Source organism: Hyphomonas sp., assembly GCF_016125515.1.
GTDB lineage: Bacteria > Pseudomonadota > Alphaproteobacteria > Caulobacterales > Hyphomonadaceae > Hyphomonas.
The window spans coordinates 278,349-303,339 of the sequence record NZ_WGLO01000008.1; the positions used below are offsets into that span (position 1 = coordinate 278,349).

The following is a 24,991-nucleotide window of genomic DNA, read 5'->3' on the forward strand; positions in this document are numbered from 1 at the left end:
TCAGCTGCCGCAGCAGCAGGCGTCGAAGTCCAGCAGTTCGATTTCGGGGCTGAGGTCGCCGTCCTTGGCCGGCTCTTCGCCGGCGAGCGCGGTCGACAGGTATTTCTTGTTGTCATCGCAGAAGATCGTCGCGACGCAGGCGCCGGGCCCGAGGCGTTCGGCGGCCATGACGGCGCCGATCAGGTTCGCGCCTGAGGAAATGCCGACACCGAGGCCGAACTCGCGCGCTAGGCGCTGCGCCATGCGGATAGCGTCACCGTCCGACACGGCAATTACATCATTCAGTTCACGGAAGTCCACCAGCGCCGGGATGAAATCGTCCGAGATGCCCTGGATCCGGTGACTGCCCACCTTGTGACCGGTCGAGAGGGTGGGGGATTCCTTCGGCTCCAGCGGATGGATCCTCACGCCGGGATGGGCGGCGCGCAGCGCCGCGCCGACACCCATCACGGTGCCGCCGGTACCGACGCCGGCCACGAATGCGTTCGGTGAGAGTCCGAGACAGGCGAGCTGGCGCAACAGTTCGGGGCCGGTCGTCTCGACATGCGCGCGGGAATTGTCGCCGTTCGAGAACTGGCACGGCAGGAAGACATCATTGCGGGCTGCAGCGAGGCGCTCGGTGGCGGCGATGGCGCCCAGGAAGCCGCCCTCGGCCCGGCTGACCAGGTTGAGGCGCGCGTCCAGGCTGCGGAGCAGGCATTTGCGCTCTTCGCTCATCCAGTCTGGCATGAAGATCTCGACCGGGTGGCCCAGCGCGCGGCCAAGGGCGGCGAGCGCAATGCCGGCATTGCCGCTGGTCGCTTCGGCAATCGTGTCGCCAGGCTGCAGCACGCCGGACCGGTAGGCCCGGCTGAGGATCGACAACGCCATCCGGTCCTTGATGGAGCCGGTCAGGTTGTAGTGTTCGGCTTTGGCGTGGATCACGTGCTCGCGGCCGCGATACCTGAGGCGCACTGAGATCAGCGGCGTGCGGCCGATCAGGGCAGCAAGGCTTCGCAGGCGCGGCGGCCCGGCGAAGGGGCGCACGGGCGCCGCCGTTTCGTCTGAAAAGGAGTCGCGCGAGGGCAGGGCTGACATGGAACGCTCCGTCTGGAGCTTTGCAGGGTGCGCTGCCCGCGATCAAATTTCATTCCAGTATTTCGGGATTTGCCACTTTTTGTGATCAATAAATTCGGATATCCAGTTCGATTATGGAAAATATTGATGATACGGACCGTCTCATCCTGAGGGCGCTCCAGGCGGACGCCAGCACGTCGCTCGAATCGCTGGCCGCGGCCGCCAGCATATCGGTGAACACCTGCTGGCGGCGGGTGAAGCGGCTCGAAGAGGCAGGAGTCCTGGTGCGCCGGGTGGCGCTGGTTGATCCCGAAAGCGTCGGCCTGGGCCAGACCGTATTCGTGGCGATTCGCACGCGGGAGCATTCGGCCGATTGGGTCGAACGCTTTGCCAAGGCGGTGCGCAGTCTGCCCGAAGTGGTGGAATTCTACCGCATGGCGGGGGATGTGGATTACCTGCTCAAGATCCAGGTCGGCAGCGTCAAGGATTATGACCGGGTCTACCGCGCGCTGATTTCGCGGATCGATCTTGCCGATGTGAGCGCCACGTTCGCGATGGAGTGCATCAAGAACACGACCGAGCTGCCGCTCTGACCTAGCGCGGCGGCTGGACCTGCTCGGCGGGCACCGGCGAACGGAATTGTTCCTTGTGGCGTTCCACCGACGTCAGACCGAGTCCGGTCGAAATGGCAGCGGCGATTGCCGCGCCGATGGCGGCGCCGATCACCTGCCGAGTCTGTCTGGAAAGCTGCATCGTTCCATCCCCTGTCTGTAGGGGAGACGGGTGCAAGGGATGTGCCTGCCGGCGTGCCGGGCCGGCCGCAAGGGAAACGTTTCAGGGAAGAAGGCCGCGCCCGGCCTCCGCCTCACGGAGATCCGCGCCCACGTGATGATGGTCATGATCATGGTTATCGAGCACCCCCTGGCCATGGAGCGGCAGCGCGAGAATGGCGAGTGCAAAGGCGACGCCCGCGCCGAGGGCGCTGAGGCCGCGGGCCGGGGAGACTTCGCCCAACGGCTGCATCATGGGTCCCGTCGCGACATAGATCAGCAGGCCGGCGGACACCGCATAGAGCGCCGCGATGGTGTCCGCGCCGAGGCCGGTGACGAAGAGGCCCGAGACCAGCGCGCCCAGCGGCGTCGTCGCCCCGGCCGCGAGGAAAGCCCAGAGCAGCGCTTCGCGGACCTTGAACCCATGCCGGGACAGGATCGCGAAGGCGATGATGCCTTCGGCAAACTCGTGGAGGATCAGCCCCAGAGCCGCATAGACGCCGGACTGGAAGCTGGCCGCGAAGGAGACCGAATAGATCACGCCGTCGAAGAAGGAATGGATCGCCACCGCCAGCAGGGGCGTGAAGGCGAGGGCGCGCGAATGGCCGGCATGTTCCTGGAAGAGGGTGCGCATCGCTAAGCTCATCAGCAGGCCGCCGAAGAAACCGCCCAGCACGAATTGACCAGCGCGGGGCAGGGCCGCCATGGCTTCCGGCACGATGTGGAGCAGGCTGGTGGTAATCAGCATGCCCGCCGCCGACAGTGCGAACAAGCCGGACTGGCGCGCCGACCATTCGCTACGGAACGCAACGGCCGCCAGTCCCAGCGACGTGACCAGCGCGGCGAGCAAGCCGAAGGAAACGGAGGCCTGGAGGGAAAATGGCATGTAAGGGCAGATCCAGTTGGCGCGGCGCGAAAAGACGCCCGGCGGAGACCGGAAGGCGCTTGCGAGAAGTGTTATATTGTTTCAATATGACCTTGGCGAGCAGAATCTTCGCCTGCCGCCGCGCGCCTCCCGATATCCCTCTGCCTGGAGCCTTGCAGATGAGCCACCTTCTGTCCCGAACCCTGGGTCTCGCGCTGGGCGCGGGCCTGCTCTTTCTGGTGGCCTGCAGCGCCAAGGAGCCGGCTTCACCGGCGCCCGCCGAACCGGACACCAGCGCCGCAGCGGTGGCGGAGCCCGCCGAGACGCAGGCGGATCATGACATGGACGCGGCCGGGCATGAGGACCATGCCGATGACGATGAAACGGGTGGCGGCACGCCCCACGTGCACGGGATCGCCGATCTTGCGATCAGCCGCGAGGAGAACATCCTGTTCGGTGAGCTGATCTCGCCGATGGCCAATCTGGGCCTGTCCGAATCCGATGGCGCATACACGGACGTCGTAACCGCCGAACTGGGCGGTCTGGTCGAGATCGTCGGCGGCGAATGCGCCGCCAGCGTGCCGCATCCGATGACCGACAGCAGCAGCGGACATACCGACAGCATCGTCCACTTCACCTGGACCTGTGCCAAGCCGGATGCCGTGACCGCGATCCGCTTTGCCGGCTTCGAGGCCTTCCCGGTCTTCGAAAAGGTCGGCGCCGTCTATGTTACGGCCACTGAACAGCGGGCCGGTGAGCTGACACCGGCAGCGCCCGAACTGTCGCTCAAGTAGTCCGGCGCATGAACGAGTCCATCATCGAGGTTCGCGGCCTCGGCTTTGCCTGGAAGCACGGGCCGCAGGTGCTCGACATTCCGGAGTTCGGCATCGAGCCCGGCGAGCGGGTCTTCCTGCGCGGGCCTTCCGGTTCCGGCAAATCCACACTTCTGGGCCTGATCGCAGGCGTGCTCGCGCCACAATCCGGCACCATCCGTGTGCTGGGTGAGGACATGGCGAAACTGTCTGCCGCGCGACGTGATCGTCTGCGCGCGGATCATGTCGGCGTGATCTTCCAGATGTTCAACCTCGTGCCTTACCTGTCGGTCACCGGCAATGTGCTGCTGCCGCTGCGCTTTTCGCCGGCCCGCCGTAAGGCGGCCGGTGCGGATGCGGAAGGGGAGGCGCGCCGCCTTCTCGCGCGCCTGGGGCTTGACGATGAGGCGCTGTTGCAGCGCCGCGTGTCGGACCTGTCCGTGGGCCAGCAGCAGCGTGTCGCCGCCGCGCGCGCATTGATCGGCGCGCCCAAGCTGATCATTGCTGACGAGCCGACCTCTGCGCTCGACGCCGATGCCCGCGACCGGTTCATCGCGCTCCTCTCCGAAGAGGTGACACGCTCCGGTGCGAGCCTCCTGTTCGTCAGCCATGATCGCAGCCTGGCGCCCCTCTTCACCCGGGCGGTCGATCTCGCCGCCATCAACCGTGCGGGAGCGCCCGCATGACCGCGCTGCTTTCTCTGGCCTGGCAAAGCCTGCTCAACCGCAAGGGCTCAGTGATCCTCACGATCGTCGCGGTGGCCCTGTCCGTCGCGCTATTCCTCGGCGTCGAGAAGGCGCGCAGCGGGGCGCGCGAAGGCTTCGGCAACACGATTTCCGGCACCGATCTGATCGTCGGCGCACCGACCGGCTCGGTGAACCTGCTGCTCTATTCCGTCTTCCGGATGGGCAACGCGACAGCCGAAGTCTCCTGGCCGACCTATCGCAAGATTGCCGAGCGCCCGGATGTCGACTGGACCGTGCCCATCGCCCTCGGTGACAGCCACCGTGGCTACCGGGTTATGGGCACCACGCTCGGCTATTTCGATCACTACAAGTTCGCGGGCGGCCAGTCGTTGACTTTTGCCGAAGGCCGTCCGTTCAATGATCTTTTTGATGCCGTCATCGGCTCCGAGGTGGCCCTCGAACTCGGCTACACGCTGGATTCACCGCTGATCCTCTCGCACGGCCTTGGCAGCGCCGAGCTGGGCGGCGGGCACGAGAACCGGCCGTTCCGCGTGGCCGGTATCCTGAAACCGACCGGCACGCCGGTGGACCGGACCGTGCATGTCTCTCTGGAGGCGATCACCGCCATACATGTCGGCTGGGAAACCGGCGCCAAGAATCCCCTCGCGGATACTATTCCGGAGGACATGATCCGCTCCTTCGACCTCACGCCCAAGACCGTCACGGCCATCTTCGTCGGCCTGAAGCGCAAGGGTACAATCCTGACGACCCGCCGGGCGATCAATACCAACAAGGGCGAACCCCTGATGGCGATCATCCCCGGTGAAGCGCTGGCCGAACTGTGGAGCGTCACCGCAGTGGCTGAACGCGCCTTGCTGGCGGTGTCTGCTTTCGTCATCGCGGTCGGGCTTGTCTCGATCCTCACCTCGATCCTCACCAGTCTCAACGAGCGCCGGCGGGAGATGTCGATCCTGCGGGCCACGGGTGCGCGTCCGCATCATGTCTTCTTCCTGCTGGTGCTGGAGGCCGGGCTTGTCGGTTTCCTCGGCGCTCTGCTTGGCATCGTGCTGGTGCACAGTCTTATCGCCGTGCTCGCGCCGCTGCTGCAGGCCCAGTATGGCGTCTCCTTCGGGCAGGGCCTGCCGGGAATGGTGGATCTCGCCGTGCTCGGCGCGGTCACGCTCGCCTCGCTGGTGATCGGGGCGATCCCGGCCGCCACCGCAATGCGCCGTTCGCTGGCCGACGGGCTCAGCGTGCGGCTGTAAGTCATGGTTTTCGGCTCTGGCGTCTGGCGCCCGGGCCGCTTAATTAGGAACACATGATGAAAACGCTTCACGCCTCCGCCCTTACCGCCACGCTGATGCTGGGCCTCGCCGCTTGCGGCGCTGCGCCGTCTTCGGACACTGCCGACGCTTCTGCGCCTGCTGCAGCCGCAGAAGCAGCGACAGTCCAGACAGCCGAGGCCGCGCCTGCGGCTGAAACGGCGGTCGAGGTGACAGAAGCTGAAGCCACATCCGGCCCGCAGGTCGGCGACAAGATTGGTGAGACCGCCGCAGACCGCGCCGCCGCCCGCGAGGCCAAGGCCGCCCAGCGCGCCGCCGATGCCAAGAAGCGCGACGAGGAACTCGCCGCCCGCGGTATCCAGCGGATCGGCTGGGAAGACCTGATGCCCGAAGGCGAAGAAGAACGCCTCGCCCAGATGTACCAGGCGCAGATGGCGATGCTCTATTCCGGCGCCGGCGTGTCGGAAGGCTCGGCCGCAGACACCGCCGTGCAGATCGGCACGTTCAACACGGTGAAGGAACTCAACGGCAAGAAGATCCGCATCCCGGGCTATACCGTGCCGTTCGAATACGGCGCCGATGCGCAGATCAAGGAATTCCTGCTGGTGCCGTATTTCGGGGCCTGCATCCACGCGCCGCCGCCGCCGCCGAACCAGACCATCTTCGTGATGGCCGACAAGCCGATCAAGATGAAGGATCTCGCCCAGGCCGTCTGGATCGAAGGCACGATCTATACGCAGACCCAGAACAGCGAGCTGGCGGACGCGGCCTATACGATCAAGCTCGACAAGGTCGAGACCTACGAATATTGACCGCGCCCGATCCCAGCCGTCTTAAGTGCGTCGCCTGGGACTTTGACGGCGTCCTCAATCGCAACATCCAGAATGGCGCCTTCGCCTGGTCGCGCGACTTCGAGCGCGACCTCGGCCTGTCGCTGAAATCCTTCAGTGCCCACCTGTTCGGCGGGCGGTTCCAGAAGGCGATGGTCGGCGAGGCGTGCCTCGTGGAACTTGTCACTGAATGGACGCAGCAGAACGGCGCCGAAGGGCGCGCCCGCGAGATACTCGACTACTGGTTCCACAAGGATGCGATCCCGGACCATGACACATTGGCGATTGTTAGTGCCCTGAAGGGCAAGGGCGTGCGCAATGTGATGGCCACCAACAACGAGATCCACCGCACCCATTATATTGAGACTGATATGGGCTTCGGCGCGCATATGGAGCGCATCTTTGCGGCGGGCCGCATGCGGATCGCCAAGCCCGACACGGCCTATTTCGCGCATATCGAAACCGAGCTCGGCGCAGATCCCGGCGAGATCCTGCTGGTGGACGACCTGCACGAGAACATCCTCGCCGCGCGCGGCCGCGGTTGGCAGACCTTCCATTTCACCGAAGGCGCTCATGATGATCTGGCAGGCGCGCTGGGCCTCGGGCCGCTCGGCGCCTATGGCGTCTCGCCCAGCAGGTAGCGCGGCCCGGCGCCGGTCGCGCCGGCCTTGTCGCCGGCATTGTAGAGCGCGCATTTCTTGAGGGACAGGCAGCCGCAACCGATACAGCCGTCGAGGCGGCTGCGCACCTGCTGCAGCGTGGCGATCCGGGCATCGAGCGAGGCGCGGATCGAGCGGCTGATCCGGGCCCAGTCTTCCGCCGTCGGTGTCCGGCCGCTCGGCAGTCTTGCGAGTTCGCCGGCGATGTCCTCGATCGACAGGCCCAGCTGCTGGGCGATCCGAATGAAGGAGAGGCGCCGAATATCCGCACGGCGGAACCGGCGCTGGCCGCCCGGGCTGCGGATCGGCGTGATCAGGCCCCTGGCTTCGTAGAAGCGGATCGCCGACACAGACAGGCCCGTGCGCGCGGCGATGTCGCCGATCAGCATCACATCATCTGCCCGCATGAGGCACTTCCAAAATAATCCTTGACCTAAATCTAGGTTGAGGTTGCACAAGGCGGGCGTCAACCCTTCCGCAGCTGAGAAAAGGACAACGGAACATGGCGCAGACACGACTTGAACACGTAAACCTCACCGTCAGCGACCCGGCCCGCACCGCGCAGATGCTGGTGGACCTGCTGGGCTGGAAGATCCGCTGGCAGGGCCCTGCGATGGCGGGCGGTTTCACCATCCATGTCGGAACCGACACGGACTATCTGGCCGTCTATGCTGCCCCGCCCCAGCCGGGCGCGAGGGCGGGGTTCAAGAAAGGCGCGCCGTTGAACCATGTCGGCATCGAAGTGGACGATCTGGATCGCGTGGAGCGTAAGGTGATTGCCAAGGGTCTCGTGCCCTTCAGCCATGGCGACTATGAGCCTGGCCGCCGCTTCTATTTCTTTGATGCAGATGGAATAGAATACGAAATCGTCAGCTACGCCAAAATCTGATCCGGAGCCGGGCAAACATCCGGCCAAAAAAGAAGGGCGGCCGTTTGGCCGCCCCTCACTACTCTACTCGGGTACTCTACTGTTCACGAGAATGCAGGTGTAATCCCTAACACCGTGTGAACGACGTGACGCAATCAGCTCTGTTTGGCGAGCAGGTTGCGAATTTCTTCCAGCAGCACTTCCTGGCGCGGCGGGGCCGGGGGAGGGGCAGCTTCTTCCTTTTTCTTCAGCGTGTTCATGCCCTTGATCAGCATGAACATCACGAAAGCGACGATCAGGAACGAGATACAGGCCGACACGAACGCGCCGATCTCCATGATGGCGGCCGGTTTGGTCACTTCCCCGGCAGCGTCCACGACGGCCGGCGAGATGGTAACCTTGAGCGTGGACAGGTCGAGCCCGCCCATGATCGGCGCCAGAAGCGGCAGGAACACGCCCTGGATGAAGGCGGTGACGACCGTTGCGAACGCGCCGCCCATGACAAAGCCCACGGCCATGTCGATGAGGTTGCCCTTCATCGCGAACTCTTTGAATTCCTTGAGCATAATTCCCCCTTGTCGAAATCCGGCTACCCAAAGCTACAGGTTCAGATTGCGGGGTTTGAGCGCAGCGTCAAGCGGGGCTGACATGAAGCCTGCGCAAGACAGGCCGCTTCACCGGGCTTCCGGATCGTCGCCGCCATTGACGCGGGCGCGCAATTCCTTGCCGGCCTTGAAGAACGGGACAGCCTTGGCGGGAACTTTCACAGGCTCGCCGGTACGCGGATTGCGTCCGCGGCGGGCGTCCCGCTGGCGGACCGAAAAGGCGCCGAAGCCGCGCAATTCCACCCGGTCGCCGCGCGACAGCGCTTCGCCGATCTCGTCCAGGATCACGTTTACAACCTTCTCCACGTCTTCGTGACGCAGGTGCGGGTATTCAGCCGCGAGCTTATCGATGAGTTGAGACTTCAGCATCCTGTTGATATTAAACGCATTTGCGGCGGGAGCGCTAGGCCCCCGCCGCAAACATTGCTTGAATTTTAGATAGGCCGCGTTGCCGGGCCCGGCTGGTCTCAGCCTTCGGACATCAGCTGTTCAGCCTGGCCCTTCCAGTCATCACGCTCCATCCGGCCCTGGAAGGCGAGCTCTTCTTCGAGGCTCGCAACCTGATCGGCCGACAGTGCGGCGACCTGCCAGAAGTGGAAGATGCCTGCTTCGTTCAGCTTCTTCTCGAACGCCGGACCGACGCCCTTGATCTGCTTCAGGTCATCCGCATCGCCTTGCGGGGCGGTGAGACGGCCTCGTGCGTCGAGGGACTTGGCATCGCCCTTCGTGGCCGGAGCAGACTTGGCTTTGCCTTTGGTACCCGAGGAAGCGAGGGCTGCGCCGAGGATGTCGCCCAGCGAGGCGCCGGCATCTGCCGAACCATACTGTGCAACGGCTTCGGCTTCTTCAGCGATCTCCAGAGCCTTGATCGACAGGGAGACGCGGCGCGTCGCCCGGTCAACGGTCACGACTTTTGCGTCGACCTTGTCACCCACGGCGAAACGCTCGGGGCGTTGGTCGGCGCGGTCACGGCTGAGGTCCGAACGGCGGATGAAGGTGCGGACCGGCGGGTTGCCGAATTCGACTTCCAGACCGCCCGAGGTCACTTCCGACACCGTGCAGGTGACGGTCGAGCCGCGCTTGATGCCGGCATCGCCAGCCGCTTCGATCGGGTCACCCGACAGCTGCTTGATGCCCAGCGAGATGCGTTCCTTGTCGACGTCGACATCAAGCACCTTCGCGTGGACACGGTCGCCCTTGGTGTAGGCTTCGATGGCTTGGTCGCCCGGCTTGTCCCACGAGATGTCGTTGATGTGCACCATGCCGTCCAGGTCCGGGCCGAGGCCCACGAACAGGCCGAACTCGGTGATGCCGCGCACTTCGCCTTCAATTTCCGAACCGATCGGATGTTCAGCCAGGAAGGCATCCCACGGATTGTCCATGGTCTGCTTGAGGCCGAGCGAGATGCGGCGCTTGTCGGAATCGACGTCCAGCACTTCCACTTCGACTTCCTGCGAGGTCGAGAGGATCTTGCCGGGGTGCACGTTCTTCTTGGTCCAGCTCATTTCCGAGACGTGGATCAGGCCTTCGACACCGTCTTCCAGCTCCACGAAGGCGCCGTAGTCGGTGATGTTGGTGACCGTGCCCTTGAGGCGGGCGCCCGTCGGGTAACGGGCCGAGATGTTGTCCCACGGATCCGAACCCAGCTGTTTCATGCCGAGCGAGATACGTTGGGTCTCGGGGTTGATCTTGATGATCTGGACTTCGACTTCCTGACCCACTTCGACCACCTGCGAGGGGTGGTTGATGCGCTTGTAGGACATGTCGGTGACGTGCAGCAGGCCATCGATGCCGCCGAGGTCAACGAACGCACCGTAATCGGTGATATTCTTGACGACGCCCTTGCGCACATCGCCTTCGGCCATGTCGCTGACGATTTCGGCGCGCTGTTCGGCGCGGCTCTCTTCCAGGATCGCACGGCGCGAGACGACGATGTTGCCACGCACGCGGTCGAGTTTCAGCACGGCGAACGGCTGCACTTCGCCCATCAGCGGGCCGACATCGCGCACCGGGCGGATGTCGACTTGCGAACCGGGAAGGAAGGCGTTGACGCCGCCCAGGTCGACCGTGAAGCCGCCCTTGACGCGGCCGGAGATGGCGCCCTTGACGGGCTCGCCTTTGGCAAAGCTGCGCTCGAGCTTGACCCAGCGCTCTTCGCGGCGGGCCTTGTCGCGGCTGAGAACGGCCTCGCCGAGGGCGTTCTCGATGCGGTCGAGATACACATCGACGATGTCGCCGGGGGCCGGCTGTTTGTCTTCGAGGGCGAATTCCTTGACCGGGATACGGCCTTCGGTCTTCAGACCGATGTCGACAACGATCGCGTCGTTATCGATGCGCAGGACGGTGGCCGGGATGACCTGGCCTTCCTGCATGGCGCCGGCAGCTGCCGAGCTTTCGAACATCGACGCAAAGTCGGCCGACGTGGGGTTCATTTGGTTGGACATTTTCTCTCCGGGTAAGGGCATGAATGGTTCAAAGGCAGGCGTGCACCATTGCAGCCTGCGGACATCCGGCCCCTTGGGGTGGTCTTGATCTGTTGCGGCACCGCCTGTTTGGATTGAGCCCCAGGGGCCCTCAGGCAGTCTTTCCACGAGCGAGGGCGGCCTCAACGGCAGCCAGCGCCTTTTCCACAGCCGCGTCTATAGTGAGATCAGTCGTATCGATCAAGATGGCATCGGCGGCCATGGCCGCAGGGGCGTCGGCGCGGCCCTGATCGCGCGCATCGCGGATTTCGAGCTGCCGGATCACCTCGTCCAGCGTGACCGGATCGCCGGCCTCCGACAATTCCTTCCAGCGCCGCGCGCCCCGCTGGTTAACGTCCGCGTCCACCCACAGCTTCACGTCGGCGTCAGGGGCGATCACCGTGCCGATATCACGCCCGTCGAGCAGGGCGCCGCCTTCGCGGGTTGCAAAGGCCCGTTGCAGCTCGAACAGGGCCTGGCGCACGGACGGGATCGCCGCCACAATGCTCGCCGCCTTGCCGGCCTCGGCCGACCGCAACTCGTGTTCCACGAAGTCTGACAGGTCCAGCGCGCGGGCGATATCGGCCAGAGGCCCCGCCGCGTCGAGCGGCACGCCCTGTTTCATCGCCGCCACGCCGACCGCTCGGTAGAGCCGCCCGGTGTCCATGTGCGGCAGCCCGTAATAGGCCGACAACCGCTTCGCGATCGTCCCCTTGCCGGAAGCTGTTGTGCCATCAATCGCTATGATCATGGCGCCGGGGAGTGGAGGAGGGGCGGGGGCGAGTCAAGTTCCCCGGCTTTCGCTCACACCCCGCCTCGGCGGGGGTGAGCGCAATTTAGGTTTCACCTCGGCGCCATCCGGATGCCGCCATCGAGGCGGATACATTGGCCGTTGAAATAGGTGTTCGTCGCCAGCTGCAGGGCGAGCGAGGCATACTCTTCCGGTTTGCCGAGGCGTTTGGGGAAGGGCACCGAAGCCGCAAGGCTGTTGAGCACCTTGTCGGAGGCGCGCAGCATGAGCGGCGTCGCGAAGATGCCCGGCATGATCGAGTTCACCCGGATGCCGATATCCATCAGGTCGCGTGCCATCGGCAGCACGAGGCCGTTCACGCCTGCCTTGCACGAGCCGTAGACAACCTGTCCGATCTGGCCGTCCTGTGCGGCGACCGAGGCCGTCAGCGTGATGCAGCCGCGTTCGCCATCCTCCAGTTCCGGCAGGTAGGCCATGCCCTCGGCCGACAGCGAGGCGATCCGGTAGGAGGCCACCAGCACGCCCTGCGCGCCGAACGCGTAGTCTTCCGTCGGCAGACGTTTGTAGCGGGCATTCTCCTTGTCCCAGCTCAGTGTCTTGCCGCCCTTGGCGGCCATGGCGCAGTGGACCGTGATCCGCTCCTGGCCATTCGCCGCGCGGGCCTTCTCGAAGCCGGCCACACAGCTCGCCTCGTCCATGATGTTGACGTTGCAGAACATGCCGCCGATTTCCTTGGCGGTCGCTTCGCCGGCCTCGGCGTTGATGTCGAAGATGGCAACTTTTGCCCCGGCCTTGGCGAGGGCGCGGGCGGTCGCCTGGCCGAGGCCCGAGGCGCCGCCGGTCACGACGGCGGCGGTGTCCTTGGTGATCTGCATGATATGTCTCCCTTTGTCGTTTCTGTCTTGTCTGCAGGCGGATTATGTCAGGCTGTCTCGGCGACGAAGCCCTTCCAGGTCTTCATGTAATTGAGGAAAGCCGGACCGAGGCGTTCGGCCTTCAGATGGCCTTCCGGCACGGGCAGGGCGATCGGCTCGAAACAATTGTCCTTCGCCACCCTGGCCGGGAAATCATGATGCAGGATCGCGGCGCGGCCGATGACCACGAAGTCGAGCCCGGCTGCCAGGGCTTTCAGGCAATCTCGGCCGGTTGTGATCTTGCCTGCCGCGCCCAGCCGGCAGGTGCCGCGAGGAAGGGCGCCGAACAGTTCGACCAGCGACTTTCCCTTGAAGGCCTCGTCGGCAGGTTCCTTGAAACTGTCCCACAGGGACATGTCGAGATAGTCGATCCGGTCATCGTTCAGCAGCGCGCCCGCGAGCTTCAAGATCTCGCCAAGGTCCATCCCGAAGCGTTCCGGCGACAGGCGCACACCCAGCGAAAAGTCCTTGCCGCAGGCAGCGCGCACGCCTTCGATACATTCATACAGGAACCGCGCGCGGTTCTCGAAGCTGCCACCATATTCGTCCGTGCGCTTGTTCACCTCGGCGCTCAGGAACTGGCAGATCAGGTAGCCATGCGCCCCGTGCAGTTCCACGCCGTGGAAGCCCGCCTTTTCCGCGCGCACTGCCGCCGCAATGAACGCGTCCCGCGAGGCCTTCACCTCGTCGAGGGTCATCGCCCGCGCGCCGAACTCGTCATTGGCCGAGGGGCAGTGCGGCGCCTCGCCGATTAGTTCCTTCGGGCTGCGCATGCCGGCATGGTGCAGCTGCACCACCGAATGCGTACCGGTCTGGTTCAGACCTTTGGCCAGGCGCGAGAGGCCGGGCAGGTGCTTGTCCGCAAAGATGCCCAGCTGGCCGGGAAAGCCCTGGCCCTTGGCCTGCACATGCGCCGCGCAGGTCATCGTCAGACCAAAGCCGCCTTCAGCCCGGTAGGTCAGCCAGCGATATTCATCATCGCTCAGCACGCCGTCTGCATGGCTTTGCCAGTTGGTCAACGGGGCCAGCATGAAGCGGTTCTTCAGGGCGGGGCCACGGGCGAGGGAGAGGGGGGCGTGCAGGTCTGTCATGCCCGCACAATGGCGCGGGCGCGCGCCGCGTCAATTCTGCCGCTAGGGTAGGGGTGCGCTCAGAAGGGGTTGTCCCAATCGCCAAGGACAAACCGAATCTCGCGGGTAAGAGGCTCGCAGCTATAGGTTTCAGCGACCGACAGCTCGTCCTCCAGGCGGCTACGGAGGCGGCGATACAGGTCGCTCAACTCACGTTCCTGATCATAGTCACGCACTCCGCCTGCGAAATAGTCCTCCATCGCGTAGGTCCATGTGTTTATGATACCCGTGGCACGCCGTTCGGTTGTGTCGCACTCGGCCGAAGTCGCGGCCGGCGGGGCTTGCGGTGAATACTCGGTCTGAGAGTTCTCAAATGTCATAATCCCGGCGCTGGCCGTCATGGAAGTTTCAGGCGGCGGGGCGTATTGCGTGGCATATTCTGAAGCGTTGCCGCTCCATGCCAGGTCGCAGGCTTCGACGATCTCGGCCAACCTGGTGCTGTCCGCGCCCACTTGCGCCTCCAGCGCGGCGGCTTGCTGCGCGACGGCGGCGCCGGCGTCCTTCGTGTCGCTCATGGCGGCGAGCGTTTTTTCTGCGCCCGCGCGGTCTGCCGCGCTACGTTCGGGCGAGGTCGTGGCTTGCCAATCCAGCTGATAAGCCGCCGCGCATGTCAGCGCCGAGACATCGCCGTTTCCACTCTCAGCGGTCGCGGACGTCACCGGTGTGCTCATTAGCAGAGCGATTGCGCCGCCAGCGACAATAGTCCTCGAAGTCATCATCAGCGGCGTCCCAACAGGCCTGACAAATATACATTTGTCCCCTTCTATCCGGGAGCTTGAGTCGCACGCAACGACCATCAAAACCTTCCGAACTATTCGCCCCGGCGCCGAATTGCCCTCAAGCGCTCCCGGTCTGGCCTGAGTTCATTCCCGGGCAGGACAAGGCATGAAACATACCGAGATCTCGAGGTGGCAGTTGGTGGCGCGCCGCGTCAATTTCTATCGCTACGGCAAGCCGCTTTGATAACGCGCATTCTCCTCCGCGAAGATCGCGCGGATCACTTCGCCATTGGAGGGCTGCTGCTCCAGAGTTTCCGGGTCCCACTGGTGGCGCTCGGTGGCGAAGAAGTCGCCGCCATAGATGTGCAGCCCGCCGGTGAAGCGCGTCAGCGGATTGGTCACCGAATGTACCGCGTCCTTGCCGAGCGTGGCGACATCGCCTTCGAACAGGCAGTTCGCGCCGCGCGCTTCCAACCCGCCCTTAGTCTCACGCCACAGGATATTGTCCTCGCGGCCAGTATAGATGCCGATCAGCGCCCACATGTTGTGATCATGCGGGCGCAGGCTCATGCGCGGCGTCCAGGTTGCGGCGAAGATCGTCAGCGTGTCGGAGCGCAGCAGCACGTCCATGGCCGCCTGTGTTGGCTCGCCGAGCCCTGCCAGTACCGCGCCCGGATCGTTCAGCGCACGCGTCAGCACCTCGCGAACCGCCAACATTCCGTCCGTCTCCCGCAGCGCCGCCGCGCAATCGGCAGCAAACTGGTCGCGGTCGAATTTCAGTCGATGGGCCATCGGGCGTGTTCCTGAACGAGCCCACACTATGCGCTTCCCGTTCCGGTCTGGGAACGGCCCGTCCCGTTTTATCCGGCGCCGATATCCGCCCCCAGCGCCGCCATGTGGCCGAGGAATTCCGGATAGCTGGTGTCAATCATCGACACGTCGTCCACGCTTACCGGCTTTTGCGCCGCTGTTCCCATAACCAGCGCGCTCATCGCGATGCGGTGGTCGTGGCGCGTCTCGACCACGCCGCCGCCCGGCACCGCGCCGCCGCAGCCCTGAACCGTGAAGCCGTCCTCGGTCTCTTCGACCTCGACGCCGTTTACGCGCAGCATCGCGACAATCGCTTTGATCCGGTCGCTCTCCTTCACGCGCAGCTCGTCGGCGCCGGTCACCCGCGTCTCGCCCGTCGCGAAAGCCGCGAGCACCGCCAGGATCGGGAACTCGTCGATCATCGAGGCGACGAGGCGCGTCGGCACGGCGATTCCCTTGAGGTCCGCATAGCCGGCATGCAGGTCGATCAGCCGTTCGCCGGCCGCTTCGCCGCGTTCCTCGGCGCCGAGATGGGCGCCCATCAGGTTTGCGGCGTCATAGAAGCCCGACCGGGTGGGGTTCGACATCGCGCCTTCCACCATCACATCGCCCTGCGGCGACAGGATGCCGGCGGCGATCAGGAAGGCGGCCGAGGACGGGTCGCCCGGAATCGCCGCGTCGACAGCAAACAGCTTCTGCTTGCCCTCGATGGAGATTTCGCTCGCCCCGCCAGGGTTCGACCTGAACCCGAGCTTGGCGCCAAAGCCCTGCAGCATCCGCTCGGTATGGTCCCGCGTTGCCTTGGCTTCCAGAACGGTGGTTGTGCCAACTGCGTTGAGGCCCGCCAGCAGGATGGCCGACTTGACCTGCGCGCTGGCCTGGGGCGGGGCGTAGTAGATCGCTTCCAGGGCGCTCGATCCTGTCAGGGTGAAGGGCAGGCGGCCCTCCTTTCCGGCCGTATCGCGCATCCCCATCTGTCGCAGCGGGTTCAATACCCGGTTCATCGGGCGCGAGGAGAGCGAGGCGTCCCCGCACAGATCTGCGGTCAGGTCGAACCCTGCCATCACGCCCATCATCAGGCGCGAACCGGTGCCGGAATTGCCGAAATCCAGCACGTCCGAGGGGGAGGTGAGACCCCTCGGGCCCACGCCGCGGACTTCCCAGGCGCCGGGGCCTGTATTGGCCACTTCCGCCCCCAGCGCGGCCATCGCCCGGCCGGTCCGGATCACGTCATCCCCCTCCAGCAGGCCGGTGAACCGGCTGGTCCCGGAGGCCAGTCCCCCGAAGATCAGGGCCCTATGGCTGCATGACTTGTCACCCGGGGCGCGGATGGTGCCGCTGAGGCGGCGCACGGGTCGGCTGGTCCAGACCATGGAGAATGCCCTGCTGATAAGAGAATGGCGACTTGAATTCGGGCTTTGACAGCGCCGGGCGTTCATGGCAAGCGCGCCAACTTCCAATAGGCCTTTTACCTCAAAGAGGAGCGCGCCCCCGTGTCCAAGGACAAGCTCGGAACAAAGCAGGTCTGCCCGTCCTGCGAGTCGCGGTTCTACGATCTCAACAAGCGCCCGGCGGTTTGCCCCAAATGCGGCGCTGAATTTGATCCGGAAGACGAAGTGATCCGCACCACCATCACCAAGGTGAAGGCGAAGGCCGCCCGCGCCGCCGTGAAGGCCGTCGCGGAGGATGATGACGATGTCGACGAGGAGGACGATGCCGTCGTCCGGGACGACGACGATGAAAGCGCCGAGGTCGAAGAGATCGAGGACGAAGAGGACGACGAGGAAGAAACCAAGGAACTCGTCGGCGAAGACGATGACGTGATCATCGAGGATGCCGAGGACGAGGAAGAAACGCCTGCGCCGGGCAAGGTGCCGGCCGGATTCACCGAAGACGGCGCCGATGACGAAGACGATGATGTGATCATCGCCGACGATGACGACGAGGATTTCGAGATCGACGACGACGATGAGGGCGACGATGACCTCGCCCTCGACGACGATGATGATGAACGGTGATAAATAGGACTTGAAAGCGCGAGAGGCTGAGACTAATCCTCCCGCTTCCCGGTCAGGGGCCATAGCTCAGTTGGGAGAGCGCTTGCATGGCATGCAAGAGGTCGTCGGTTCGATTCCGTCTGGCTCCACCAGGACCTGTTTTCTAGGCAGATCCGTCAAATTCCGTGCACCGGGCCTCGCAAACACGGGCCTGTGAGCTCGCGCCGTGAACTTGCCGCATCCCGGTGCTTGAACCGGACACATTCGAGGCCCACTTTCCTGTCATGGCAGGCAGCCAGCCTGCCAGCGTTCCCGACCCGGGGCGCGGAAAGGAGTGGACCCATGACGACCGGCCTGAAATCGACCGCCTTTGAAGGCAATTCCTTCGTCTATATCCGCCATCTCGATGACGGCGAAATCCGCAGCCTCTTGCCGCCGGATGCCCTCGACGATGTTTCAGATCCCGATGATCTGTTCGTTGTCGCTTCGGCCGATGGCCAGCGCCTTGCCATCGTGGAAGGCCGCGAAGCCGCCTTTGCCGCCGCTCTGGCGAACGACCTGAACCCGCTCAGCGTCCACTGACGCTGCAGCCCTGACCAGACAACAGCCTTGGCCGGCACGCCGCCGGCCGGGGTTATTTTTGAGCCGGCGCCGGTCCCCGCCGCCTTGCTTTTCCCCCGTTAGGCGTTGACACTTGGCGCGTCCGATCCGGGGAGAATTCCATGAAATTTTCGCACGCCGCGCTCGCCGCACCGCTTGTCCTGTTGATTGCCGCCTGCGGCGAGAAGCCGGCCCCTGTTGACGCCGCGCCTGCCGGCCCGGTGCCGCTGTCGGCCGAGGGTGATTTCGGCGCGACGCTGCAGGGCGCCCTGATCTCGGCCAAGCCGGGCGACACCATCCTGATGCCGGAAGGCACCTTCGCGCTCTCTGATTCGCTGTCGTTGGATGTCAACGGTGTCACGCTGCGCGGCGCGGGCCAGGACAAGACGATCCTGGACTTCGCGCAGCAGTCCGGCGCAGGGGAGGGGTTGCTTGTCACGTCCGATGACGTGACGCTGATGGACTTCGCCGTGCGCGATACCAAGGGCGACGGCATCAAGTCCAAGGGCGCCGACCGGATCACCTATAAATACCTGACCGTAGAATGGAGCGGTGAGCCGGACGAGACCAACGGCGCCTACGGCGTCTACCCGGTCGAATCGAAAGACGTGCTGATCGAGAACGTCACTGTGCGCGGGGCCTCGGATGCCGGCATCTATGTCGGCCAGTCCTCGAACATCATCGTGCGCAACTCGATTGCCGAATTCAACGTGGCCGGTATCGAGATCGAGAACTCCACCGGCGCGGACGTCTATGGCAATATCGCCCGCAACAATACCGGCGGTATCCTGGTGTTCGACCTGCCGGACTTGCCGGTCATGGGCGGCAGCACGACCCGCATCTTCTCGAACGAGATCCTTGCGAACAATACGCGCAACTTCGCCCCGGCCGGCAATATCGTCGCCGGTGTGCCATCGGGCACGGGCGTGATCATCATGGCCAACCGCAATGTGCACGTGTTCGACAACACGTTCGAATCGAACCGGTCGGCGCACGTGATGATCAATGCCTACACCCAGCCGTTCACGGATGAAAAATACAATCCGCTGCCGCGGGACATCGTGTTGCGCGCCAACCGGTATGCGGATGGCGGAACAGATCCGCAGGGCATGCTGGCGCCGCTCGCCGCCGCTGTCGGCGGCACGCTGCCGCCCATCGTCTGGGACGGCGTGACCAGCTGGCCGGGCGCCGAAGCCACCGATGTCAACCTGACCATCGGCGAGGCCGAAGATGTCGGCTTCCTGAATCTCGGCGTCGGCGCCTATCCGTTGGACGCGGCGAAGATCAAGCCGTCCACGGAGCGCCCCGCTTCGACGCCGCCGATGGAGCCGGCCGCCATCGTCCTGCCGCAGGACAAGAGCTGAGCATGCGTCTCGCTGCCCTGTTCCTGGCTGTATTTCTCGGCGCGTGCAGCGCCGGCAAACCGTCCGGCCCGAACCTTGACCTGATCCTCGCCGAAACCCCGGCGCAGACGCTGTCCGAGTACGGACTGTTTGCGAACCTCGCGTCCGAAAAGCCCGCCAAGGGGGTTGTGCCTTATGACCTGATCAATCCCCTGTTCTCGGACAATGCGCTGAAACACCGCTTCGTCTTCGTGCCGGGCGAAGCGCAAGCCGCCTATGATCCGGTCGATGCGTTCGATTTTCCGGTCGGCACCGTGCTGGTGAAAACCTTCGCGTTCGCGCCCGACCTGCGCGCCCCGTCCGAAGGGCAATACCGCGTCGAGACACGTCTCCTGATCCACAAGGCGTCCGGCTGGGCGGCGTTTCCCTATATCTGGAATGAAGAGGGCACCGAGGCGGTCTATTCCCCGGTGGGCGGGCACCGCACCATCGAGACGGTCACACCGCAGGGCGCCCCGATCCGCTTCAACTATTCCGTCCCCAACCAGAACCAGTGCAAGACCTGCCATCAGGCCGGCAGCGCGCTTTCGCCGATCGGCCCGAAGGCGCGCAACCTCAACCACCATGAGCAGCTCGAGAACTGGGTCTCGCGCGGCCTGCTCGACGCTCTTCCGGCGAGCGTGCCGGCTGCGCCGGAAGTGTTCGACGTTTCGTTGCCGGCAGATGTCCGTGCCCGGGCCTGGCTCGATATCAACTGCGCCCACTGTCACAAGCCGGACGGCTCGGCGTCCAATTCCGGTCTCTGGCTGGCCGCGACCGAGACCGATCCGGTCAAGCTCGGCATCGGCAAGCATCCGGTCGCAGCCGGGCGCGGGGCAGGGACCTTGTTCAAGGTGATCGTGCCCGGCGCGCCGGACCGGTCCATCATGGCCTACCGGATCGGCTCGACCGAACCCGGCATCGCCATGCCGGAGCTCGGCCGCTCGACGCCGGACCCCGAAGGTCTCGCACTGATCCGGCTCTGGATATCCGAAATGGACGCGCCCTGAGCATGGGAGCCAGTTCCCGCATTCTCGTCGATGCCGATGCCTGTCCGGTGAAGGACGAGATCTACAAGGTCGCCGTGCGCCATCAGGTGGCGGTGGTGATCGTGGCCAATTCCTATATCCGCATTCCGGAACATCCGCTGGTTTCGCGCAAGATCGTCAGCGACGGTTTCGATGCCGCCGATGACTGGATCGCGGAGGCAGCGACGCCGCTGGATGTCGTTGTCACGGCGGACATTCCGCTCGCGGATCGCTGCCTGAAGGCCGGCGCCCGGGTGCTCGGCCCGACCGGCAGGCCCTTTACGCCGGACTCAATTGGCGGCGCGCTCGCCACACGGGCCATCATGGCCGACCTGCGCGTCGGCGTCGCCGGAATCGGCGCGGGCGGCCCGGCGCCCTTCTCGAAAGCCGACCGCTCACGCTTCCTTTCCGCGCTCGATACGGCCCTGGTGGCGGCGAAGAAAGCCGCTGGCTGAGGCGGGCTGCACACTTGCCCTTAACGGGCAGCATGCTAAGGGCCGCAGATGAGCCAGATTACGCTGCACAAGGGGGATCTCCCCAAAGGTCTCAGCTTCGGTCCCGTCGTGGCGGTCGATACAGAAGCGATGGGGCTCAATCCGAACCGGGATTACCTGACCCTCGTCCAGCTGTCCGCCGGCGATGGCACGGCGCATCTGGTGCAGCTGACCCGGGACTTCGACTGCCCGAACCTGAAGGCGCTGATGACCGATCCCAAGGTGGTCAAACTGTTCCATTTTGCGCGCTTCGATATTGCCATGATGCGCAAATGGATGGGGATCACGGTCGCGCCGGTCTGGTGCACCAAGATCGCGTCCCGGCTCGCCCGGACCTATACCGACCGCCATGGCCTGAAGGATGTTGCCCGCGAGATCGCCGGCATCGACATGTCCAAGGCCCAGCAGAGCTCCGATTGGGGCGCCGACACGCTGTCGGACGCACAGATCCAGTATGCGGCCTCTGATGTGCTGTACCTGCACCAGATCAAGGCGGGCCTGGAGGCGATGCTCGTGCGTGAGGGCCGCCTGGGGCTCGCCGAGGCCTGTTTCGGCTTCCTGCCGGTGCGTGCGGAGCTCGACCTTGCCGGTTGGGGCGAGGAAGACATCTTCGCACACAGCTGAACGCTGCCGCCCGCGCTTTCACTCCGGCGCCATCGCGGGTAAGCATGGAGCCTGAAACCATCGCAGGATCAGGCCGCCCACCATGGACGCCAGCCTTCACCACGACCCCGCCACGCTGTGGGCGCCCAAGCGTCAGCTCACGCTGGCCCAGGCGCGCCGCCGGTCGGAACGTGTGCGCTACCTGCGCTATGGGCTTGTCGGGGCCGCGGCGGTTTCGATCGGCCTGTTCCTGGGCTTCGTTTTCCGCAGCGCCCTCAGCCAGGATGCCCGCCCACCCGCCGTTCGTGACGATGACGCTGTCACGATGATCAATCCGCGCTTCACCGGGCGCGATTCCGAAGGGCAGGTCTTCACGATCACCGCCGACGCGGCCCAGCGCCGCCGCTCGGCGAATGGTGTGGTCGACCTCGTCAATCCGGTGATGCGGGACGGCAACGGCGCCGAACTGAAGGCCCCGACCGGTTTCTACGACCGCGAGAAGGGTGTGCTGGAACTCTACGAGGACGTGAACATCCGCGACAGCGCCGGCTATGCCTTCTCGACCAAGGGTGCCCGCCTGATCCTCGGTGAGGACAGGGTGGAGGGACTTTCACCTTTGCAAGGCAAAGGCCCCCTTGGCGATATCGAGGCGGACTCGTATGAAATTCTCGATGGTGGCAACCGGATTGTCTTTACGGGCAATGTGCGCACTGTGATCTATCCTCAACCGGCCGAAGAGCCTGCAACGTCTGAAAGTGAGCAAGATGGCACTCCGTAAAGCCGCCGGCGCAGCCCTTGGACTGGCGATGATGGCCGCCCCGGCCGTCGCACAGATCTCTTCTGAAGGCGGCCCGATCTATATCAACTCGGCCCGTACCGAGAGCCTCGAGAACGAACACAAGGTGCTGCTGGTCGGCAATGTCGACATCCAGCAGGGCTCGGCGCGCCTGCGGGCTGACACCGTGACCATCCGGTTCACCGGCAAGCCCGCCAAGCCCGGCAATTCCAGCATCGTTGGCGGGTTCGGACAGGTTGAGAATATCGTCGCTGAGGGTAACGTTTATTACGTGACGCCGGAGCTGAAGGCCAAAGGTGACCGCGGCGTTTACGAACTCGCGACCGACACGATCACGATGACCGGCAAGGTCGCCCTGATGCGCGACCGGGACGTCGCCGAAGGCGAGACCCTGCGCATGGAGGTCAAGAACCGCCGTACGACGCTTGAAGGCGGCACCGGACGCACACGGATGGTGATCGATCCGTCGAGCCAGCCGGCTGAGAACCAGTGAATTTGATCAGACAGGTGAAACCGATCTTAAGCATGCCGGGTTAAGGCTGGGGGAGGCCGGAAAACGGCTGCAGAAGGATGGACAATCGGATGATCGAAGCGGCCGAAGGCCTGGTGGTTCAGAATCTTGCCAAGTCGTTTGGCAAGCGCCAGGTCGTGCGCGACGTGTCCCTGTCCCTCGCCCGCGGCGAAGTTGTCGGCCTGCTTGGACCCAACGGGGCCGGCAAGACCACCTGTTTCTACATGATCATGGGACTGATCGGTGCCGATTCCGGCGCGATCTCCATCGACGGCGAAGATGTGACGCGCCTGCCGATGTACCAACGCGCCCGTCTGGGCGTCGGTTACCTGCCCCAGGAAGCCTCGATCTTCCGGGGCATGAGTGTAGAGGAAAATGTCATGGCTGTTGCGGAACTGGTCGAAAAAGACCGCTCTGCCTGCCAGGCCCAGGTCGACAGCCTGCTCAGTGAACTGCACGTGGAACACCTCCGCAAGCAGCCGGCCACCTCCCTGTCGGGCGGTGAACGGCGGCGTGTCGAGATTGCACGCGCACTCGCATCTCGTCCGAGCTTCATGCTACTGGACGAACCGTTCACCGGCATCGACCCGCTGGCCATCTCCGACATTTCCGACCTTGTCCGCTTCCTCAAGCAGCGCGGCCTCGGCGTTCTCATCACGGACCACCAGGTCCGCGAGACGCTGCAGATCGTGGACCGGGCCTATGTGATGTATGATGGCGCTGTCCTCTTTGACGGCACGCCTGAAAACGTGCTGCGCAATGAAGACGTTCGCAGGGTCTATCTGGGTGAGCAGTTCGCCGCTTGATCTCAGGGGGCGCGGCCTATGGCCATGAAACATTCTCTCGACATGCGCCAGGGCCAGTCCCTGGTAATGACGCCGCAACTCCAGCAGGCGATCAAACTTCTGCAGCTGTCGAACCAGGAGCTTGCCGAGTTTGTCGAAGCCGAACTTGAGCGCAATCCGCTGCTGCTCAAGGTTGAGGACGAGGGCGCGCCGGTTGTCGAAGCCGCCGAGCCGCAAGGCCGTGAGGAACTGTCGCTGGATGACCGCTCGGGGCAGGGGGAAGCGCGCGAACAGCTCGATGCTCCGGGTGAAGACGTTTATGAGCCGGGCACCGGCTCCGATGCCGGCGAGCCAGTCAACGCCTCCGGCCCTTCGGCCACGACCGACTGGTCGAGTGCCGGCAGTGGCCAGCAGGCTTCCGAAGATTTCGACTATACGGCCAACCTGTCGAGCGATGTGACGCTGGCTGAACACCTGCACATGCAGCTGAATTTCGCCGGGCTTTCGGACGTGGACCGCCTGATCGCGGCCCGCCTGATCGACGAGACCGACGAGACAGGCTATCTGCGCGCCCCGCTGGACGATGTCGCGCGTTCGCTCGGCGCCGACATCGCGAATGTGGAAGCCGTGCTGCGCGTCTGCCAGGGTTTTGACCCAACCGGCGTGATGGCCCGCTCGATCCCGGAATGTCTGGCGCTGCAGTTGAAGGACCGCGGCCGTCTGGATCCGGCCATGCAGGCGATGCTCGACAATCTCCACCTGGTCGCCAAGCATGACATCAAGGGCCTGATGGATGTGTGCGGTGTCGACAAGGCCGACGTCCAGGACATGCTGCTTGAGCTGCGCCAATTGTCGCCGAAGCCTGGCGCAGGCTTTTCCAGCGATACGACCGTTGCCGTGGCGCCGGACGTTTATGTCCGTGAGCTGCCGAACGGCATGTATGCGGTGGAACTCAATTCCGACACGCTGCCGCGTGTCCTGATGGACAAGGCCTATTACGCTGAGGTCACGGCGCTGCCGATGCGAGAGAAGGAAAAGGAATTCATTTCCGAATGCGCGGCCTCGGCGACCTGGCTGATCAAGTCGCTCGACCAACGGGCCCGCACGATCCTGAAAGTGGCGAGCGAGATCGTCCGCCAGCAGGATGGTTTCTTTGCACACGGCGTGGCGCATCTGCGGCCTCTCAACCTCAAACAGGTGGCGGATGCGATCGAGATGCATGAATCGACCGTCAGCCGCGTGACCACCAACAAATACATGGCCACGCCGCGCGGCCTGTTCGAACTCAAATACTTCTTCTCCGCCTCGATTCCTGCGACCGGCGGCGGCGAAGCCCATTCGGCCGAAGCCGTCCGTCACCGGATCAAACAGCTGATCGATGAGGAAGCCGCCGATGACGTCCTGTCGGACGACCAGATCGTCGAGATCCTCACCGGCTTCGGTATCGACATCGCCCGCCGCACGGTGGCGAAGTACCGCGAAAGCCTGAACATCCCCTCGAGCGTCCAGCGCCGCCGGATGGGCAAGGCGAGCTGACGGGTTCGCTTCGGCGCTTTGCTTTTGCCTCGGCCCCAC

29 protein-coding genes, 1 tRNA gene and 1 pseudogene are annotated in these 24,991 nt (G+C 64.5%); 18 read left to right on the forward strand and 13 right to left on the reverse strand.

The window, feature by feature from the left end:
- Nucleotides 1-1,077 (reverse strand): cysteine synthase family protein, encoded by a 1,077-nt coding sequence (locus GC148_RS07755; protein WP_291070098.1) that lies wholly within the window; start codon nt 1,075-1,077, stop codon nt 1-3.
- Nucleotides 1,078-1,187: 110 nt separating this feature from the next.
- Between GC148_RS07755 and GC148_RS07760 the strand changes: the two genes are divergently transcribed.
- Nucleotides 1,188-1,649 (forward strand): Lrp/AsnC family transcriptional regulator, encoded by a 462-nt coding sequence (locus GC148_RS07760; protein WP_366063424.1) that lies wholly within the window; start codon nt 1,188-1,190, stop codon nt 1,647-1,649.
- A 1-nt stretch (nt 1,650) separates the two neighbouring features.
- On the opposite strand, the gene GC148_RS07765 is transcribed toward GC148_RS07760, so the two are convergent.
- Nucleotides 1,651-1,809: a hypothetical protein gene (locus GC148_RS07765; protein WP_291070100.1), complete on the reverse strand. Its 159-nt coding sequence runs from the start codon at nt 1,807-1,809 to the stop codon at nt 1,651-1,653.
- Nucleotides 1,810-1,890: 81 nt separating this feature from the next.
- Nucleotides 1,891-2,712: a ZIP family metal transporter gene (locus GC148_RS07770; protein ID WP_291070101.1), complete on the reverse strand. Its 822-nt coding sequence runs from the start codon at nt 2,710-2,712 to the stop codon at nt 1,891-1,893.
- Nucleotides 2,713-2,870: 158 nt separating this feature from the next.
- Here GC148_RS07770 and GC148_RS07775 point away from each other — a divergent pair, with 158 nt between their 5' ends.
- The 5 genes from GC148_RS07775 to GC148_RS07795 are packed head-to-tail and all read left to right on the forward strand — an operon-like array spanning nt 2,871 to nt 6,943.
- Nucleotides 2,871-3,485: a DUF2796 domain-containing protein gene (locus tag GC148_RS07775; RefSeq protein WP_291070102.1), complete on the forward strand. Its 615-nt coding sequence runs from the start codon at nt 2,871-2,873 to the stop codon at nt 3,483-3,485.
- An 8-nt stretch (nt 3,486-3,493) separates the two neighbouring features.
- Entirely contained in the window at nt 3,494-4,189 is a 696-nt protein-coding gene (locus GC148_RS07780) for an ABC transporter ATP-binding protein (protein WP_291070103.1), read from the forward strand.
- On the forward strand, nt 4,186-5,454 hold the full coding sequence (locus GC148_RS07785; RefSeq protein ID WP_291070104.1) for an ABC transporter permease: 1,269 nt from the start codon (nt 4,186-4,188) through the stop codon (nt 5,452-5,454). The genes GC148_RS07780 and GC148_RS07785 overlap by 4 nt, the downstream gene beginning before the upstream one ends.
- A gap of 56 nt (nt 5,455-5,510) precedes the next feature.
- Complete coding sequence (locus tag GC148_RS07790; RefSeq protein WP_291070105.1) at nt 5,511-6,284, forward strand: DUF3299 domain-containing protein; 774 nt, start codon at nt 5,511-5,513, stop codon at nt 6,282-6,284.
- The gene (locus GC148_RS07795) at nt 6,281-6,943 is read left to right on the forward strand and encodes an HAD-IA family hydrolase (protein ID WP_291070106.1); all 663 of its coding nucleotides are present in this window, start codon (nt 6,281-6,283) and stop codon (nt 6,941-6,943) included. The genes GC148_RS07790 and GC148_RS07795 overlap by 4 nt, the downstream gene beginning before the upstream one ends.
- Here GC148_RS07795 and soxR read toward each other — a convergent pair.
- Nucleotides 6,919-7,368 (reverse strand): redox-sensitive transcriptional activator SoxR, encoded by a 450-nt coding sequence (soxR, locus tag GC148_RS07800; RefSeq protein WP_291070107.1) that lies wholly within the window; start codon nt 7,366-7,368, stop codon nt 6,919-6,921. The genes GC148_RS07795 and soxR overlap by 25 nt on opposite strands.
- A 95-nt stretch (nt 7,369-7,463) precedes the next feature.
- Here soxR and GC148_RS07805 point away from each other — a divergent pair, with 95 nt between their 5' ends.
- Nucleotides 7,464-7,850 carry a VOC family protein gene (locus GC148_RS07805; RefSeq protein WP_291070108.1) on the forward strand — a complete coding sequence of 129 codons (387 nt, stop codon included), beginning with the start codon at nt 7,464-7,466 and terminating at the stop codon, nt 7,848-7,850.
- 134 nt (nt 7,851-7,984) lie between these two features.
- Here GC148_RS07805 and mscL read toward each other — a convergent pair whose 3' ends face one another.
- From mscL to aroA, 9 genes and pseudogenes are all read right to left on the reverse strand, one after another.
- Nucleotides 7,985-8,395 (reverse strand): large conductance mechanosensitive channel protein MscL, encoded by a 411-nt coding sequence (mscL, locus tag GC148_RS07810; RefSeq protein ID WP_291070109.1) that lies wholly within the window; start codon nt 8,393-8,395, stop codon nt 7,985-7,987.
- A gap of 108 nt (nt 8,396-8,503) precedes the next feature.
- Nucleotides 8,504-8,803: an integration host factor subunit beta gene (locus tag GC148_RS07815; RefSeq protein WP_291070110.1), complete on the reverse strand. Its 300-nt coding sequence runs from the start codon at nt 8,801-8,803 to the stop codon at nt 8,504-8,506.
- Nucleotides 8,804-9,198: 395 nt separating this feature from the next.
- A pseudogene (gene rpsA, locus GC148_RS07820) lies at nt 9,199-10,878 on the reverse strand (30S ribosomal protein S1); the annotation flags it as partial.
- A 130-nt stretch (nt 10,879-11,008) separates the two neighbouring features.
- A complete protein-coding gene (gene cmk / locus GC148_RS07825; RefSeq protein ID WP_291070112.1) occupies nt 11,009-11,647 on the reverse strand; it encodes a (d)CMP kinase in 639 nt (212 codons plus the stop codon).
- 92 nt (nt 11,648-11,739) lie between these two features.
- Nucleotides 11,740-12,522: an SDR family oxidoreductase gene (locus tag GC148_RS07830; RefSeq protein ID WP_291070113.1), complete on the reverse strand. Its 783-nt coding sequence runs from the start codon at nt 12,520-12,522 to the stop codon at nt 11,740-11,742.
- Between the two features lie 47 nt (nt 12,523-12,569).
- Nucleotides 12,570-13,652, reverse strand: a complete 1,083-nt coding sequence (locus GC148_RS07835; RefSeq protein ID WP_291070114.1) for an NADH:flavin oxidoreductase — start codon at nt 13,650-13,652, stop codon at nt 12,570-12,572.
- A 59-nt stretch (nt 13,653-13,711) separates the two neighbouring features.
- A complete protein-coding gene (locus GC148_RS07840) occupies nt 13,712-14,362 on the reverse strand; it encodes a hypothetical protein (RefSeq protein WP_291070115.1) in 651 nt (216 codons plus the stop codon).
- Nucleotides 14,363-14,635: 273 nt separating this feature from the next.
- Complete coding sequence (locus GC148_RS07845) at nt 14,636-15,202, reverse strand: hypothetical protein (RefSeq protein ID WP_291070116.1); 567 nt, start codon at nt 15,200-15,202, stop codon at nt 14,636-14,638.
- Between the two features lie 68 nt (nt 15,203-15,270).
- Complete coding sequence (gene aroA, locus GC148_RS07850; RefSeq protein WP_366063397.1) at nt 15,271-16,659, reverse strand: 3-phosphoshikimate 1-carboxyvinyltransferase; 1,389 nt, start codon at nt 16,657-16,659, stop codon at nt 15,271-15,273.
- 54 nt (nt 16,660-16,713) lie between these two features.
- On the opposite strand from aroA, the gene GC148_RS07855 reads away from it, so the two are divergent.
- From GC148_RS07855 to rpoN, 11 genes are all read left to right on the forward strand, one after another.
- Entirely contained in the window at nt 16,714-17,238 is a 525-nt protein-coding gene (locus tag GC148_RS07855; RefSeq protein ID WP_291070118.1) for a TIGR02300 family protein, read from the forward strand.
- A gap of 55 nt (nt 17,239-17,293) precedes the next feature.
- Nucleotides 17,294-17,369: transfer RNA gene (locus GC148_RS07860), tRNA-Ala, on the forward strand.
- A gap of 190 nt (nt 17,370-17,559) precedes the next feature.
- A complete protein-coding gene (locus GC148_RS07865; protein WP_291070119.1) occupies nt 17,560-17,799 on the forward strand; it encodes a DUF1150 family protein in 240 nt (79 codons plus the stop codon).
- A 140-nt stretch (nt 17,800-17,939) separates the two neighbouring features.
- The gene (locus tag GC148_RS07870; protein WP_291070120.1) at nt 17,940-19,181 is read left to right on the forward strand and encodes a parallel beta-helix domain-containing protein; all 1,242 of its coding nucleotides are present in this window, start codon (nt 17,940-17,942) and stop codon (nt 19,179-19,181) included.
- Nucleotides 19,182-19,183: 2 nt separating this feature from the next.
- A complete protein-coding gene (locus GC148_RS07875; RefSeq protein WP_291070121.1) occupies nt 19,184-20,209 on the forward strand; it encodes an SO2930 family diheme c-type cytochrome in 1,026 nt (341 codons plus the stop codon).
- Between the two features lie 2 nt (nt 20,210-20,211).
- A complete protein-coding gene (locus GC148_RS07880) occupies nt 20,212-20,682 on the forward strand; it encodes a YaiI/YqxD family protein (RefSeq protein ID WP_291070122.1) in 471 nt (156 codons plus the stop codon).
- A gap of 48 nt (nt 20,683-20,730) precedes the next feature.
- Complete coding sequence (locus tag GC148_RS07885; protein ID WP_291070123.1) at nt 20,731-21,345, forward strand: ribonuclease H-like domain-containing protein; 615 nt, start codon at nt 20,731-20,733, stop codon at nt 21,343-21,345.
- 82 nt (nt 21,346-21,427) lie between these two features.
- The gene (gene lptC, locus GC148_RS07890) at nt 21,428-22,102 is read left to right on the forward strand and encodes an LPS export ABC transporter periplasmic protein LptC (RefSeq protein WP_291070124.1); all 675 of its coding nucleotides are present in this window, start codon (nt 21,428-21,430) and stop codon (nt 22,100-22,102) included.
- Nucleotides 22,089-22,613, forward strand: coding sequence for an LptA/OstA family protein (locus tag GC148_RS07895; RefSeq protein WP_291070125.1), 525 nt, complete (start codon nt 22,089-22,091; stop codon nt 22,611-22,613). Before lptC ends, GC148_RS07895 begins: the two co-directional genes overlap by 14 nt.
- A gap of 89 nt (nt 22,614-22,702) precedes the next feature.
- Nucleotides 22,703-23,437 (forward strand): LPS export ABC transporter ATP-binding protein, encoded by a 735-nt coding sequence (gene lptB / locus GC148_RS07900; RefSeq protein ID WP_291070126.1) that lies wholly within the window; start codon nt 22,703-22,705, stop codon nt 23,435-23,437.
- Between the two features lie 18 nt (nt 23,438-23,455).
- A complete protein-coding gene (gene rpoN, locus GC148_RS07905; RefSeq protein WP_366063402.1) occupies nt 23,456-24,952 on the forward strand; it encodes an RNA polymerase factor sigma-54 in 1,497 nt (498 codons plus the stop codon).
- Nucleotides 24,953-24,991 lie beyond the last annotated feature (39 nt).